Origin of the sequence: Pseudomonas sp. YY-1 (genome assembly GCF_002843095.1) — a bacterium.
In the GTDB taxonomy this organism is placed as follows: domain Bacteria; phylum Pseudomonadota; class Gammaproteobacteria; order Pseudomonadales; family Pseudomonadaceae; genus Aquipseudomonas; species Aquipseudomonas sediminis_A.
In genome coordinates, this window is sequence record NZ_PJLX01000013.1 from 64,428 (window position 1) to 79,392 (window position 14,965).

The following is a 14,965-nucleotide window of genomic DNA, read 5'->3' on the forward strand; positions in this document are numbered from 1 at the left end:
CCTCGTATAACGGCGTTTTGCCAACAGGAACCTGACCCATGCTGAGTCTCTCGGGGCTGTACCGTTATCCGCTCAAGTCCGGCCGCGGCGAAGTGTTGCAGCGCAGTGCGGTCGACGGTCTCGGCCTGCAGGGTGATCGGCGCTGGATGCTGGTCGACGCTGACAACGGCCGCTTCATCACCCAACGGCTGCTACCGCAGATGAGTCAGCTGAGCGCTCTGTACGATGCGCGCGGTGGGCTGACTCTGAGTGCGCCGGGGCGTGAGGATCTGTCCGTGGCGTTGCCCGATCCCGAGCAGGACCTGCGTGGCGTCATCGTCTGGCGTGACAGCCTGCGCGTGCCGGATGCGGGCGATGCAGCGGCTGCCTGGCTCAGCGAAATGCTAGGTAAGTCTTGTCGCCTGGTGCAGGTGCCGGAAGGCCGCACTCGCCAAGTCGATACCGCCTATGCGCAACCGGGCGATCGCGTGGCCTTTGCCGACGGTTTCCCGCTGCTGCTGATCGGCCAGGCGTCGCTGGACGATCTTTCTCAGCGCGTCGGGCAATCGCTGTCGATGCTGCGTTTTCGCCCCAATCTGGTCGTCACCGGCAGTGAGCCTTACGCCGAAGACAGCTGGAAGCGCATCCGCATTGGCGAGGTGGAGTTCGACGTGGCCAAGGGCTGCTCGCGCTGCATCCTCACCACCATCGACCCACAGACCGGCGAGCGCAACGCCCAGCGTGAGCCGCTGGCCACGCTCAAGACCTATCGGGAACGCGATGGCGATGTGTACTTCGGACAGAATCTTTTGCCACGAGGTGTGGGTGAGCTACAGATCGGTATGCCGGTTGAAATTCTGGAGTAGGGTGCGCCATGCGCGCCGCGTGATCTGCGTACGGTCGCTGGGCTGAGGCTAACGCGGCACTGAACCGAAGCGCGGTCCGGCCCAGGCGTATGGAGCAGCGAGCCCCGATCAGACACCCAGTCCGATCGGGGCTTTTGTTTTACTGATCCTCAAAGAAGCGCTCGTTCCACGCCACCAGCGGGTGCGGTGCGTTGAGCTTCTGGCCGTAGATCACCGAGTAGGACAGCACGTTCTGCACGTACTGGCGGGTCTCGTCGAACGGGATGTTCTCCACCCAGACGTCATAACTGAGGTGATTGGCGCCGCGCAGCCACTGGCGTACGCGGCCGGGCCCGGCGTTGTAGGCGGCCGAGGCGAGTACGCGGTTGCCATTGAACTGACCGTATACCTGACTCAGATAGGCGGCGCCCAACTGGATATTGGTGTCAGGGTTGAGCGCCTGTTGCGGCGATGCCAAGGGGATGCCGAACTTGCGTGCGGTTTCCTTGGCTGTACCCGGCATCAGTTGCATCAGGCCCATGGCGCCGGCGTGGGAGCGGGCGTCGGCCATGAAGGCGCTTTCCTGGCGGGTAATGGCGAAAACCCAGCTCGAATGCAGATCGCGGCGCTTGGCTTCACGCACCAGTTCGCTGCGGTGAGCCATGGGGAAGCGCACTTCCAGGTCGTCCCAGTACTGGGCCTGGCTGATGGTACGGATGGCTGGAAAATACCACTCCATTTCGTAGGCCAGGCGCGCCTGGGCCACCAGTTCATCGCGGCTGAACAGGCGGCTGACGTGATACCACTCGCGGCGACCATCGACGATCTGGCCGCGTGCATGGAATTCCATGGCGCGCTTGATACCGGCGGTGTTGCGTACCTTCTGCACCACCTTCGGGTCGAGTGCCAGCGGCTGGTTGTTCAACGAGTAAGGTGCCTTGACCTGATCGGCGGCCATGAAGCCGTAAAAGTCGCGCTCCTTGGCCAGGGCCTGAAACAGTACTTCCGGTTGATGGCTGTTGGGTTGCGCCAGTTGCAGGCTGCGCGCGTTCCAGTAGCGCCAGCGGTTGCTGCTGGCCAGATCGGACGGCATCTTCTGGGTCAGCTGATAGGCTTCTTCCCAGCGGCCGTGACGCAGCAGCAGGCGCGCGCGCCATTCGCTGACGGTGTTGTCACGCAGTTGCGGGTCGTACTTGGCCATGACTTGCAGGCCGCGCAGGTCGAAGCGTTGTGCCAGGCGCAGACCGATCTGGCGGGCGATGGCGACCTGCTCGTCCGAGGAGAACTTCATACGCTGGGCGTAGCCGTCGAGCAGGGCCAGGGCGTCTTCGGGGTTCTGCCGGGCCAGGCGGCGCAGGCCGAGGCCGACCACGTCGCTCATGGCGTCATCGGCTGGAGCGAAACGCGCGGTGTTTTTCAGCAGTTGCGGTTTCTGTGCGACCTCGACCATCAGCTTGCCGCGCTCGCCAAGCGTTGGCATGCCCTTGATCAGGAAGTTGGCCAAGCCGTAGTTGCCGCTTTCCACCGCCAGTTTGGTGCGCTGCCAGCGGCGCTGTTCGGTGAGCTGGCCATTGGCGGCCCAGCGCTCGAACAGGGGGTCACAGGCGTTGGGCTGGGATTTGCCCACCAGCCAGAGCTTCTCGGCGGTAGCGTTGCCTTCGGCAGTCAGGCCGTGGCTGAGCTGGTACTGGCCATACAGGCAATCCAGTTCAGTGAAGTTGAGCTTGGCATCGTAGTGATCGAGGAAGGGCTTCCAGTCACCACGCTCGGCCAGCGCGCGCAGCCAGCGCAGTTTCATCCAGCTGGCCTGAGGCAGGTCACCATGTTCGGCCAGAAACTTTTCTATTTCCGCATTGCTCGCTGATCGCAGACGGTTGGTCAGTTCGTCATAGGCCAGATATGGCGTCAGCGGGTAGTCGCGCAGGGCGCTGGCGTACTGGCGATAGGGGCCGCTGTCGCCCTTGGCCAGGGCGCGCTTGGCTTCATCGTAGTACTGGCGCTGCTGCGCCAGAGTGGCGGCTTCGGCACTGGCCAGGCCAGCAGTGGTGGTGAAAATCAAGCAGGAAACTACAGAAAGAAGGCGACCGCGCATGGCATTTCCAGGGGCAAGCAGAGAATGGGGCAACAGGTTCCATATCGTTGCATGCCCTTAGCTTAGCGCTTCAGCGGGGCGCGGTGAATGCCGTCGCGCCAGATGGACACATGCAGAAAAAATGCATGGCGCAGTGCTATTGCGAGTGTTTGCCGAGGTGCCCGCTGCTGGGGTGGAAACGGCCACAGCCAACCTGTAACTCGGGTAGAATGCGCCGCCTGTTTCTGGAGATGCCCATGACCCTGCTCAAGTTTGCCGACGTATCCCTCGCCTATGGCGCCATGCCCCTGCTCGATGGAGTGTCCTGGCAGATCGCGCGGGGTGAGCGGGTGTGCATCATCGGCCGTAATGGCACTGGCAAATCGAGCATGCTGCGCCTGGTTAAGGGCGACCAGATGCCGGATGACGGCGAGATCTGGCGTGCACCGGGGCTGAAGATTGGCGAGCTGCCGCAGGAACTGCCGCGCGCCGATGAGCGCACGGTGTTCGATGTGGTCGCCGAAGGCCTGGCCGGTGTTGGCGAGCTGCTGGCGCGTTATCACCACCTGGCGCAGAACATCCAGGGCGATGACGACCTCGAGCAACTGATGCACGTGCAGCAGGAGCTGGAAGCCAAAGATGGCTGGCGCCTGCAGCAGCTGGTCGACAGTACCCTGAGCCGCCTGCAACTGCCGGCGGACAAGACCCTGGCCGAGCTCTCCGGCGGTTGGCGCCGTCGCGTGCTGCTGGCGCAGGCGCTGGTGTCCGAGCCGGATCTGCTGCTGCTCGACGAGCCCACCAACCACCTGGACATCGGCGCCATCGCCTGGTTGGAAGAGGCGCTGAAAGACTTTGGCGGCGCCGTGCTGTTCATCACCCACGACCGTTCCTTCCTGCAGAACCTGGCTACGCGCATCCTCGAGCTGGATCGTGGTGGCCTGATCGACTGGAATGGCGACTACGCCAGCTTCCTGGTGCACAAGGAGCAGCAACTGGCTGCCGAGGAAACCGCCAACGCGCTGTTCGACAAGCGCCTGGCCCAGGAGGAAGTGTGGATTCGTCAGGGCATCAAGGCCCGCCGCACCCGTAACGAGGGGCGCGTGCGTGCGCTCAAGGCGATGCGCGCGGAACGTAGCGAGCGCCGCGAACGCCAGGGCAAGGCGAATATCCAGCTCGATACGGCGGACAAGTCCGGCAAGCAGGTGATGGTGGCGGAGAACGTCAGCTTCGCTCACGCCGGCGGTCCCTTCCTGGTCAAGGATTTCTCCATGGTCCTGCAGCGCGGTGACCGTATCGGCCTGCTTGGTGCCAACGGTACCGGTAAGACCACTCTGCTCAAGCTGCTGCTCAGCGACCTGCAACCGAGCAGTGGCAAGATCGAGGTCGGCACCAAACTGGAAGTGGCGTATTTCGACCAATTACGTCACCAGCTCGAACCGGAAAAGACGGTGATCGACAACGTTGCCGAGGGGCGCGACTTCATCACTATCGATGGCCAGAACCGCCATGTGCTGAGCTATCTGGGCGACTTCCTGTTCAGTCCGCAACGTGCTCGTACCCCTGTAAAAGCACTATCAGGTGGCGAACGGGCACGACTGTTGCTCGCCAAGTTGTTCAGCAAGCCGGCCAACCTTTTGGTGCTGGACGAACCGACCAACGATCTGGACGTAGAAACCCTGGAACTGCTCGAAGAAGTGCTGCTCAACTTCCCTGGCACCGTGCTGATGGTCAGCCACGATCGTGCCTTCCTCGATAACGTCGTGACCAGCACCCTGGTATTCGAGGGCGAAGGCAAGGTGCGCGAGTACGTTGGTGGCTATCAGGATTGGCTGCGCCAGGGCGGCTCGCCGCGTTTGCTCGGCGTGGGTGAAAGCAAGTCCGGCAAGGCCGAGCTGGCCACGGCCATCGTCGAGGCGCCGACCCCGGCCGCAGTGACTCCCGCTCAAGAGAGCGTAGAGCCTGCGAAGAAGAAACTAAGCTACAAGCTGCAGCGCGAGTTGGAAGCGATTCCCGGGCAGATCGATGCTCTGGAGCAGGAAATGGCTGCGGTACAGGAGCAGGTATCCGATCCTGCCTTCTATCAGCAGCCGGTGCAGATCACCACGGAAGTATTGGCGCGTCTCGAGCGCTTGCAGACGGAAATGGACGCGTTGCTCGAGCGCTGGGCAGAGCTGGAAGGCTGACGAAGGAACGAACGGGCAATGGCCATCGAGTACCGCATTACTCTCGACGACAATCATCAGTTCAGCTATCGGATCGAGCTGAATCGCGAATATGACCCCATTCAGGCGCAACAGGCTCCCGCCTGGACGCGCCTTGAACATCAGCAGTGCAGCAATTGCCCATTGAGTCGCGACCAGTTCAGCCATTGTCCGGCAGCGGTCGATCTGCATCGGGTGATCGAGGATTTTCGTGGTCTGCCAGCGTTCAAGAAGGCCAGCGTCTGGGTGCGCACGCCGGAGCGTGAGTACACCAAGCACGTCGGCTTGGAAGAGGGCCTGCGTGCGCTGCTCGGCGTGATCATGGCCACCAGCGCCTGCCCAGTGCTGGCGCGCCTGAAGCCGATGGCGCAGCACCATCTGCCGTTTGCCAACAATCAGGAATTCATCCTGCGTGCGGTATCGCTGTACCTGTCGCGGCAGTATTTCAATATGCGCGAGGGGCGTCTGGCCGATTGGGAGCTGAAAGGGCTGGTGCGCCTGTTCCAGCAACTGAAACTGGTCAACCAGGCCTTCTGGCAGCGTATTCACGACACCTGCGAAGGCGACTCCAACCTCAAGGCCTTCCTGACCTTCTTCTCGATGTCATCGAGCATGACGGTGTCGCTGGAGACCCAGCTGCAGAAGATCCGCCCGCTGGTCATGAGTGCGGGCGAGTCGTTCGAGTAGGCAACTGCGGCCTTCGTAGGGTGCGCTGCGCGCACCACAGTTGCAAAGGTCTCGATGCCGTCAGTGCTGCATCTGGTGCGCATGGCGCACCCTACACTTAAGCGCCTTTTTCGCCTTTCTTCAGGCGCACTGCGAGCACGTCGCAGGGCGCGCCATGCAGCACGTCATTAGCGGTGGAACCCAGCAGCAGCGCCAGGCCGTGGCGGCCATGGCTGCCAACCACGATCAGATCGCAACCCTGTTCTTCAGCCAGGCGGTGAATTTCCTGGCGCGGTTGGCCATAAGCCAGGTGGCGCTGGTCCGCGGTCAGTTCGGGATACTTGCCGGTGAAGCTGTCCAGGCGCTCGCGGGCCTGCTCGAACTGCTGTTGCTGCAGCATCGACAGGTCCATCGGTACGTCACCACCAAAGGCCATGGCCATCGGTTCGACGATATGTACCAGGGACATTTTGGCGCCACTGGCCTGCGCCAGTTTCTGCGCGCGTACCACTACAGGGTCGCATTCCTCGGTCAGGTCGACGGCGACCAGAATGTGCTGGTAGGGCATGGTGAGTTCTCCTCAAAGGGGCAAATGGCTCTGTATCAAGTATGGCCCCATTGTGTGGGGCAGGGCGACTGGTCGTTAAATAAGGCAAAGAAAAGCCCGGTGCGAGCACCGGGCAATAGTTGGGCCAGGCAGGCCGGAAATCTGGGGCATCAATGCTGGGAGGCAGCGTATTGGGCCGCAACACCTTCCAGACCTTCGATGATGCTGTCGGAATACTTGCTGATCAGGAAAGGTACGGTGTTTTCGTTGTAGTTGCGCAGGGATTTCTCGATGTAACGCCATTTGGTGCCGATGGAGTTCAGCGCTGCGCTGATCTCCGGAGTGTTCTGCTGGGCGGTGCTGAGATTGTCCAACTTGCTGGCGAATTCGCCTGCCAGCTCATCGATGGCGCGTTCTTCGCCGCCGCCGAAGAAGCTGGCGCCGACCGAGGCACTGCGTGAAGCATAGTCCAGCGCGATATTCTGCATCAGCAGGCTTTGCTCACGGCTCTTCTGCGTCAGCTGCGGTACGCTGAAACCGCTTTCTTGCTGAATCTTCAGATACAGCTCCTGACTAATGGCCATGATGCGTTGGTTGTTCTCGGCCAGATCGGCGACGGGTTGCAGGTCAGTGAAGCCCTGGCTGCGCATGGCGTCCATCAGTGTCTGGAGCCCGCTGCGGTAACTTTGCCAATTGGTTTGCAGCTGCGCGCGCAGCGCCTTGCTCGCATCCCCGGGCATTTCTCCCATGCCGTCCAGGTGCGATTGGCCTGCCTGCAGGGATTCGCCAATCATCCGCGCGTAGCGTTGATCACCTTCCATGCCGTTGTACATGTAGAAGTCGCCCAGGCTTTTTTGCGTTGCCAGGCGCAACTGGTGCAAGCGCAGCAGATCATCGGCCGGCGCGGCGCTGAGAAGGGGCGGGGAGAGCAGCGTGAAGAGAAAAACGAGCAGGGCGCTCAGGGGGAATGCAAGCGAACGGCGGCTCGACATTGGTGACTCCATATGGCCCATCGTGGGGCTCGATTTGTTTTTGTATTGCCTTCAGGTGGCGCTGTGCCAGCTGAAAGTGAGACGACTGTACCCGGAGCGTAGCGATTTGGCTAGGCATCCGGGAGTGCCCGTATCAAGCAGGAAAACGCTCGCAATAGTGCGTTATTGACGCTGTTTATCGAAATCGGCTGGAGGCCACGAATGACCAGGCCTGCAGAAATCGTCGGGAAATCGACGAAAAGAGGCCAATTGACAAGCGCAGGGTTTTCCCTGAAGGTGTGCACACCCAAATCAAACGGGCGTATGAATTGAGCGTTTGCCTTGTTAGGCGCGCCATTACAGCCCGAATATCGCGTCGGTGGGTGTGTCGTACCGATTGGGGCTATGCTCGTGCGGCGCTGCCGCAGGCTAGCCTGCCGGTTGGCTCCGATGTGTACTGTTCAGCTTCCATACCGTGGAGATCAGTTGATGATTTACGAAGGTAAAGCCATCACGGTTAAGGCTCTTGAGAGTGGCATCGTCGAATTGAAGTTCGACCTCAAGGGTGAGTCCGTCAACAAATTCAACCGTCTTACCCTCAATGAGCTGCGCGCCTCCGTCGACGCGATCAAGGCTGACGGTTCGATCAAGGGCGTGATTGTCACCAGTGGCAAAGACGTGTTCATCGTCGGTGCCGATATCACCGAATTCGTCGACAACTTCAAACTGCCCGACGAAGAACTGGTGGCTGGCAACCTGGAAGCCAACAAGATCTTCAGTGATTTCGAAGACCTCGCCGTGCCGACCGTCGTCGCCATCAACGGCATCGCCCTGGGTGGCGGTTTCGAGATGTGCCTGGCCGGTGACTACCGTGTCATGAGCGATAGCGCCAAGATCGGCCTGCCAGAAGTCAAACTGGGCATCTACCCAGGCTTCGGTGGCACCGTGCGTCTGCCGCGCGTGATCGGTACGGACAACGCCGTCGAGTGGATCGCATCGGGCAAGGAAAACCGCGCCGAAGACGCCCTGAAAGTGGGCGCCGTCGATGCTGTGGTCAGTGCAGACAAGCTGCAGGCCGCCGCTCTGGATCTGGTCAAGCGCGCCATCTCCGGTGAGCTGGACTACAAGGCCAAGCGCCAGCCCAAGCTGGAAAAGCTCAAGCTCAACGCCATCGAGCAGATGATGTGCTTCGAGACCGCCAAGGGCTTCGTCGCTGGCCAGGCCGGCCCGAACTACCCGGCTCCGGTCGAGGCGATCAAGACCATTCAGAAAGCCGCCAACTTCGGCCGTGACAAGGCGCTGGAAGTTGAAGCTGCCGGCTTCGTCAAACTGGCCAAGACCTCGGTTGCCGAGAGCCTGATCGGCCTGTTCCTGAATGATCAGGAGCTGAAAAAGAAAGCCAAGCACCACGACGAAATCGCCCGCGACGTGAAACTGGCTGCCGTACTCGGCGCCGGCATCATGGGTGGTGGTATCGCCTACCAGTCGGCTTCCAAAGGTACGCCGATCCTGATGAAGGATATCCGTGAAGAGGGTATCCAGATGGGCTTGAACGAGGCTTCCAAGCTGCTCGGCAAGCGCGTCGAGAAGGGCCGCATGACCCCTGCGAAGATGGCTGAGGCCCTCAACGCCATCCGCCCGACCATGTCCTACGGTGATTTCGGTAACGTCGACATCGTCGTCGAAGCCGTGGTCGAGAACCCGAAGGTCAAGCAGATCGTGCTGGCAGAAGTGGAAGGCGTGGTGCGTGAAGACGCCATCCTGGCCTCCAACACCTCGACCATCTCCATCAGCCTGTTGGCCCAGGCGCTCAAGCGTCCGGAAAACTTCGTCGGCATGCACTTCTTCAACCCGGTGCACATGATGCCGCTGGTGGAAGTCATCCGTGGCGAGAAGTCCAGCGAAGTGGCCGTTGCCACCACCGTTGCCTACGCCAAGAAAATGGGCAAGAACCCGATCGTGGTCAACGACTGCCCGGGCTTCCTGGTCAACCGTGTGCTGTTCCCGTACTTCGGCGGCTTCTCCAAGCTGTTGGGCTTCGGTGTCGACTTCGTGCGTATCGACAAGGTGATGGAGAAGTTCGGCTGGCCCATGGGCCCGGCTTACCTCTCCGACGTGGTCGGTATCGACACTGGCCACCATGGCCGTGACGTGATGGCTGAAGGCTTCCCGGACCGTATGGCCGTGGAAGGCAAGACTGCCGTCGACGTGATGTACGACGCCAATCGCCTGGGTCAGAAGAACGGCAAGGGTTTCTACGCCTACGAGACCGACAAGCGCGGCAAGCCGAAGAAGGTCACTGACCCGGCTGCTTACGAGCTGCTCAAGTCCATCGTGGTCGAAGAGCGTGAAGTCACCGACGAGGACATCATCAATTTCATGATGATCCCGCTGTGCATGGAAACCGTTCGTTGCCTGGAAGACGGCATCGTCGACACCGCAGCCGAGGCCGATATGGGCCTGATCTACGGTATCGGCTTCCCTCCCTTCCGTGGCGGTGCGCTGCGCTACATCGATTCCATCGGTGTTGCTGAATTCGTCGCCCTGGCTGACAAGTATGCCGAGCTGGGCGCCCTGTACCACCCGACCGCAAAACTTCGCGAAATGGCCGCCAAGGGCCAGAAGTTCTTCGGTTAACCGTGCAGCGAACAGAGCGAGAGTAGAAATATGAGCCTGAATCCTAGAGATGCAGTGATCGTCGACTTCGGTCGTACCCCGATGGGTCGTTCCAAGGGCGGCATGCACCGCAACACCCGCGCCGAGACCATGTCCGCGCACCTGATCAGCAAGCTGCTGGAGCGTAATGCCAAGGTCGATCCGGCTGAAGTCGAGGACGTGATCTGGGGCTGTGTCAACCAGACCCTGGAGCAGGGCTGGAACATCGCGCGCATGGCGTCGCTGATGACCCAGATCCCGCACACCAGCGCTGGCCAGACCGTCAGCCGCCTGTGCGGTTCGTCCATGAGCGCCCTGCACACTGCCGTGCAGGCGATCCAGACCGGTAACGGCGATGTGTTCGTCGTCGGCGGTGTGGAGCACATGGGCCACGTCGGCATGATGCATGGTGTCGACCCGAACCCGCACCTGTCGCTGTACGCCGCCAAAGCGTCCGGCATGATGGGTCTGACCGCTGAAATGCTGGGCAAGATGCATGGCATCAGCCGTGAGCAGCAGGACGCCTTCGGTGAGCGTTCGCACCGTCTGGCGCACAAGGCCACCGTCGAAGGCAAGTTCAAGGATGAAATCATCCCGATGCAAGGCTACGACGAGAATGGTTTCCTGAAGATGTTCGATTTCGACGAAACCATTCGTCCGGAAACCACCCTTGAAAGCCTGGCTGCGCTGAAGCCTGCGTTCAACCCGAAAGGCGGCACCGTGACTGCAGGGACTTCCTCGCAGATCACCGATGGCGCTTCCTGCATGATCGTCATGAGCGCCCAGCGCGCCCAGGACCTGGGTATCCAGCCGATGGCCGTGGTTCGTGCCATGGCCGTTGCCGGTGTCGATCCGGCGATCATGGGCTACGGTCCGGTGCCGTCCACGCAGAAGGCGCTCAAGCGCGCCGGCCTGAGCATGGCTGACATCGACTTCGTCGAGCTTAACGAAGCCTTCGCAGCCCAGGCCCTGCCTGTGCTGAAGGATCTGAAGCTGCTCGACAAGATGGAAGAGAAGGTCAACCTGCACGGCGGCGCGATCGCCCTGGGTCACCCCTTCGGTTGTTCCGGTGCCCGTATCTCCGGTACCCTGCTCAACGTCATGAAACAGAACGGCGGCACCTTTGGTGTCTCCACCATGTGTGTGGGCCTTGGCCAAGGCATCACCACCGTCTTCGAGCGCGTTTAAGCGCCAGCGGACAGAAACCGGGGCCTAGTGCCCCGGTTTTGCTTTTTACGGCTTTTTATTTCGGGAACCGCTCATGCAGTTGCAGCCAGGACTCTATCGCCACTACAAAGGCCCGCAGTACCGCGTATTCGGGGTGGCGCGCCATTCCGAGAACGAGGAAGAGGTTGTGGTTTACCAGGCCCTGTACGGCGAGTTTGGCCTGTGGGTGCGGCCGCTGAGCATGTTCTGTGAAGAGATCGAGGTGGACGGCAAGCGCGTTCCACGCTTTGCTTTGATTCAGGCCGAAGTCAGCCCTATCGGCGCTTCGCAAGCCTGACTGTGCAACCCCTGCGCTTGACCTTCGCTCGGTCGCCACTATATATAGCGGGGCCTTAGAACCTGTTCACGATCTGTTGCGCGTCGGCGCTACTGCGTTAAAAACAAGCTCGGAATGCTCATTTACCACTCGTAAACTCCGCTTCCTCGCTTGTTTTTGCCTTGTATCACTCTAGCTCACGAGCTCGTGAGCAGGCTCATATGGCTCCCAGCCTTCTATATTTCGCAATTCAGGAATTTTCTGATCCATGGGCAAATCGCTGGTCATCGTGGAATCCCCGGCCAAGGCCAAGACCATCAACAAGTACCTGGGCAGCCAGTACGTGGTGAAGTCGAGCATCGGCCACATCCGTGACCTGCCTACCAGCGGCTCGGCAAGCGCCACCAAGGAGCCTGCCAAGCGTGGCAAGGCTGCCGCCGGTGAGGCGCCTGCGCTGTCGCCCAAGGAAAAGGCCAAACGCCAGCTGTTCACCCGCATGGGTGTCGACCCCGAGCATGGCTGGAAGGCCAAGTACGAGATCCTGCCTGGCAAGGAAAAGGTGATCGAAGAGCTGCGCCGCCTGGCCAAGGATGCTGACACCATCTATCTCGCAACCGACTTGGATCGCGAAGGGGAGGCCATCGCCTGGCACCTGCGCGAGTCCATCGGTGGTGATGACAGCCGCTACAAGCGCGTGGTGTTCAACGAGATCACCAAGAAGGCGATTCAGGATGCTTTCTCCAAACCCGGTGAGCTGGACATCAACCGCGTCAACGCCCAGCAGGCACGCCGTTTTCTCGACCGCGTAGTGGGCTACATGGTTTCGCCGCTGCTGTGGGCCAAGATCGCCCGTGGCCTGTCTGCCGGTCGCGTACAGTCGGTGGCGGTGAAGCTGGTCGTTGCGCGTGAAAAAGAAATTCGTGCCTTCGTCCCGGAAGAATACTGGGAAGTGCACGCTGATCTCGGCACCGCGAAGAACGCCAAGGTGCGCTTCGAAGTCGTTCGCGAAGACGGCTCGGCATTCAAACCGGTCAACGAAGCGCAGGCCATGGCGGCGCTGGAGAAGCTCAAGGCTTCCAGCTACAGCGTGGTCAAGCGCGAAGACCGCCCGACCAGCAGCAAGCCGTCGGCGCCTTTCATCACCTCCACCCTGCAGCAGGCTGCGAGCAACCGTCTGGGCTTCGGCGTGAAGAAGACCATGATGATGGCTCAGCGTCTCTACGAGGCGGGTTACATCACCTATATGCGTACCGACTCGACCAACCTGTCGAACGACGCAGTAGAGATGGTGCGTGGCTTCATCGGCAGCGAGTACGGCGACAAGTACCTGCCGGGTAAGCCCAATCTGTATTCGAGCAAGGAAGGCGCTCAGGAGGCGCACGAAGCGATTCGTCCGTCCGACGTCAACTTGCGTCCGACCCAGCTCTCCGGCATGGAGCGCGATGCCGAGCGCCTGTATGACCTGATCTGGCGTCAGTTCGTGGCCTGCCAGATGCCGCCGGCCGAGTACCTGTCCACCAGCGTCACGGTGGCTGCCGGCAACTTCGAGCTGCGCGCCAAGGGCCGCATTCTCAAGTTCGACGGTTACACCCGCGTACTGCCGCAGCAGAGCAAGCCGGGCGAGGACGACGTCCTGCCGGAAATGAAAGAGGGCGAGGGCCTCAAGCTGATCCAGCTCGACCCCAGCCAGCACTTCACCAAGCCGCCGGCGCGTTATTCCGAAGCAAGTCTGGTCAAGGAGCTGGAAAAGCGCGGTATCGGCCGTCCGTCCACCTATGCAGCGATCATTTCCACCATTCAGGATCGCGGTTACGTCACGGTGCACAACCGTCGCTTCTATGCCGAGAAGATGGGCGATATCGTCACCGAGCGTCTCGACGAGAGTTTCGCCAACCTGATGGACTATAGCTTTACCGCCACCATGGAAGAGCATCTCGACGATGTGGCCCAGGGTGAGCGCGAGTGGAAGCATCTGCTCGATGAGTTCTACGGTGACTTCAAGAAGAAGCTCGAAGTGGCCGAAGCAGGCGAGGGCGGCATGCGTGCCAACCAGCCGACACTGACCGACATCCCCTGCCGCGAGTGCGGCCGGCCGATGATGATCCGCACTGCCTCCACCGGCGTGTTCCTGGGTTGCTCCGGTTATGCGCTGCCGCCGAAGGAACGTTGCAAGGCCACCATCAACCTGGTGCCGGGCGACGAGATTGCTGCCGACGACGAGGGTGAGTCCGAATCCCGCGTGTTGCTTGGCAAGCATCGCTGCCCGATCTGCTCCACAGCCATGGATGCCTACCTGCTCGATGAAACCCGCAAGCTGCACATCTGTGGCAACAACCCCGATTGCACGGGTTACGAGATCGAGCAGGGTCAGTACCGCATCAAGGGTTATGAAGGCCCAAGTCTGGAGTGCGACAAGTGCGGCAGCCAGATGCAGCTCAAGACGGGCCGTTTCGGCAAGTTCTTCGGTTGCACCAATGCCAGCTGCAAGAACACCCGCAAGCTGCTCAAGAACGGCGAAGCGGCGCCGCCGAAGATGGACAAGGTGGAGATGCCTGAGCTCAAGTGCGAGAAGGTGGATGACACCTACGTGCTGCGTGACGGTGCATCGGGCCTGTTCCTCGCGGCCAGCCAGTTCCCCAAGAATCGCGAGACGCGTGCACCTCTGGTGCTGGAAATCGTTCCGCACAAGCACGAGATCGATCCCAAGTACCACTTTCTTTGCGATGCTCCACAGAAGGACCCGGATGGCCGCCCAGCGGTGATTCGCTACAGCCGCAAGACCAAGGAGCAGTACGTGCAGTCCGAGGTCGATGGCAAACCGACCGGCTGGCGTGCGTTCTTCGATGGCGGCAAGTGGAAGGTCGAGGACAAGCGCTGATCTCTGCGCTCTGACGAGAAGCGCGTCTGCCTTGGTGCGACGCGCGTATCATGACCCGATCTGCTGTGGAGGTCGCCGCAATGGCCAAAGAAATCTATACCCGCACCAATCAGAAGATCTTCTTCGCCGGTATCGCCCTGGATAACTGGCGCAAGGCCGAGGCTTCCACCGCGTTCAACGTACAGGCGCTGGTGCAGGCTGAGCGCGAAGCTGCGCTGTTTCACCTGTACGGTGGGCTTCTTGGGGTGTGTCATGAGATCGCCGGTTACTACCGCATGAACGACGCCGCGCCTTCGCGTGTCGAGGCGTTCGTGCAGCAGGCCGTACTCGAAGGGGCGCCCAGCCCCGAGCTGGCCGAGTTGGTGGAGTTGGCTCAGCAGCGCGAAACCTGGCTGGCCGAACTGCTGGCGGCCTATGCTGGTTTGTTTCAGCCGCCGCGTGAGGAGCGCAAGGCCAAGGTCGATCCGTCCATGCCGTTGATCACCGCCGTCAGTGTTGGCGAGGAGCCGGCCGAGCTGAGCATCGATGATGTCGATGCCTGGCGGCAGCAGCTCAAGGCGCTGGTGCTACGTTTCCGCGAAGGCCTGAGCGAGTGCTGATTGGGTTTAACTGGACCAGTGGGCTGGGGATGATCCCGGCTGGCTGTTACAATGTCGTGTTTTTGCACAG

General features: G+C 61.0%; 11 protein-coding genes. 8 read left to right on the forward strand and 3 right to left on the reverse strand.

Going from position 1 to position 14,965, the window contains the following annotated elements; translation table 11 throughout:
• The first annotated feature begins 38 nt into the window (after positions 1-38).
• On the forward strand, positions 39-845 hold the full coding sequence (locus tag CXP40_RS17890) for an MOSC domain-containing protein (RefSeq protein ID WP_106734863.1): 807 nt from the start codon (positions 39-41) through the stop codon (positions 843-845).
• 139 nt (positions 846-984) lie between these two features.
• On the opposite strand, the gene CXP40_RS17895 is transcribed toward CXP40_RS17890, so the two are convergent.
• A complete protein-coding gene (locus CXP40_RS17895) occupies positions 985-2,916 on the reverse strand; it encodes a transglycosylase SLT domain-containing protein (RefSeq protein ID WP_106734864.1) in 1,932 nt (643 codons plus the stop codon).
• Between the two features lie 236 nt (positions 2,917-3,152).
• Here CXP40_RS17895 and CXP40_RS17900 point away from each other — a divergent pair, with 236 nt between their 5' ends.
• Together CXP40_RS17900 and CXP40_RS17905 are read left to right on the forward strand one after the other, a co-directional pair.
• On the forward strand, positions 3,153-5,078 hold the full coding sequence (locus tag CXP40_RS17900; RefSeq protein ID WP_106734919.1) for an ATP-binding cassette domain-containing protein: 1,926 nt from the start codon (positions 3,153-3,155) through the stop codon (positions 5,076-5,078).
• A gap of 18 nt (positions 5,079-5,096) precedes the next feature.
• Positions 5,097-5,783, forward strand: a complete 687-nt coding sequence (locus CXP40_RS17905; RefSeq protein WP_099526455.1) for a hypothetical protein — start codon at positions 5,097-5,099, stop codon at positions 5,781-5,783.
• 97 nt (positions 5,784-5,880) lie between these two features.
• Here CXP40_RS17905 and CXP40_RS17910 read toward each other — a convergent pair whose 3' ends face one another.
• Entirely contained in the window at positions 5,881-6,330 is a 450-nt protein-coding gene (locus CXP40_RS17910; RefSeq protein WP_017361528.1) for a universal stress protein, read from the reverse strand.
• A gap of 149 nt (positions 6,331-6,479) precedes the next feature.
• The gene (locus CXP40_RS17915) at positions 6,480-7,301 is read right to left on the reverse strand and encodes a hypothetical protein (protein WP_099526454.1); all 822 of its coding nucleotides are present in this window, start codon (positions 7,299-7,301) and stop codon (positions 6,480-6,482) included.
• 468 nt (positions 7,302-7,769) lie between these two features.
• Between CXP40_RS17915 and fadB the strand changes: the two genes are divergently transcribed.
• From fadB to CXP40_RS17940, 5 genes are all read left to right on the forward strand, one after another.
• Positions 7,770-9,917, forward strand: coding sequence for a fatty acid oxidation complex subunit alpha FadB (fadB, locus tag CXP40_RS17920; protein ID WP_099526453.1), 2,148 nt, complete (start codon positions 7,770-7,772; stop codon positions 9,915-9,917).
• Between the two features lie 30 nt (positions 9,918-9,947).
• A complete protein-coding gene (fadA, locus tag CXP40_RS17925; RefSeq protein ID WP_099526452.1) occupies positions 9,948-11,123 on the forward strand; it encodes an acetyl-CoA C-acyltransferase FadA in 1,176 nt (391 codons plus the stop codon).
• Between the two features lie 73 nt (positions 11,124-11,196).
• The gene (locus tag CXP40_RS17930; RefSeq protein WP_099526451.1) at positions 11,197-11,439 is read left to right on the forward strand and encodes a DUF1653 domain-containing protein; all 243 of its coding nucleotides are present in this window, start codon (positions 11,197-11,199) and stop codon (positions 11,437-11,439) included.
• A gap of 247 nt (positions 11,440-11,686) precedes the next feature.
• On the forward strand, positions 11,687-14,296 hold the full coding sequence (gene topA, locus CXP40_RS17935; protein WP_106734865.1) for a type I DNA topoisomerase: 2,610 nt from the start codon (positions 11,687-11,689) through the stop codon (positions 14,294-14,296).
• Positions 14,297-14,376: 80 nt separating this feature from the next.
• Positions 14,377-14,895 carry a DUF6586 family protein gene (locus tag CXP40_RS17940; RefSeq protein ID WP_099526449.1) on the forward strand — a complete coding sequence of 173 codons (519 nt, stop codon included), beginning with the start codon at positions 14,377-14,379 and terminating at the stop codon, positions 14,893-14,895.
• Positions 14,896-14,965 lie beyond the last annotated feature (70 nt).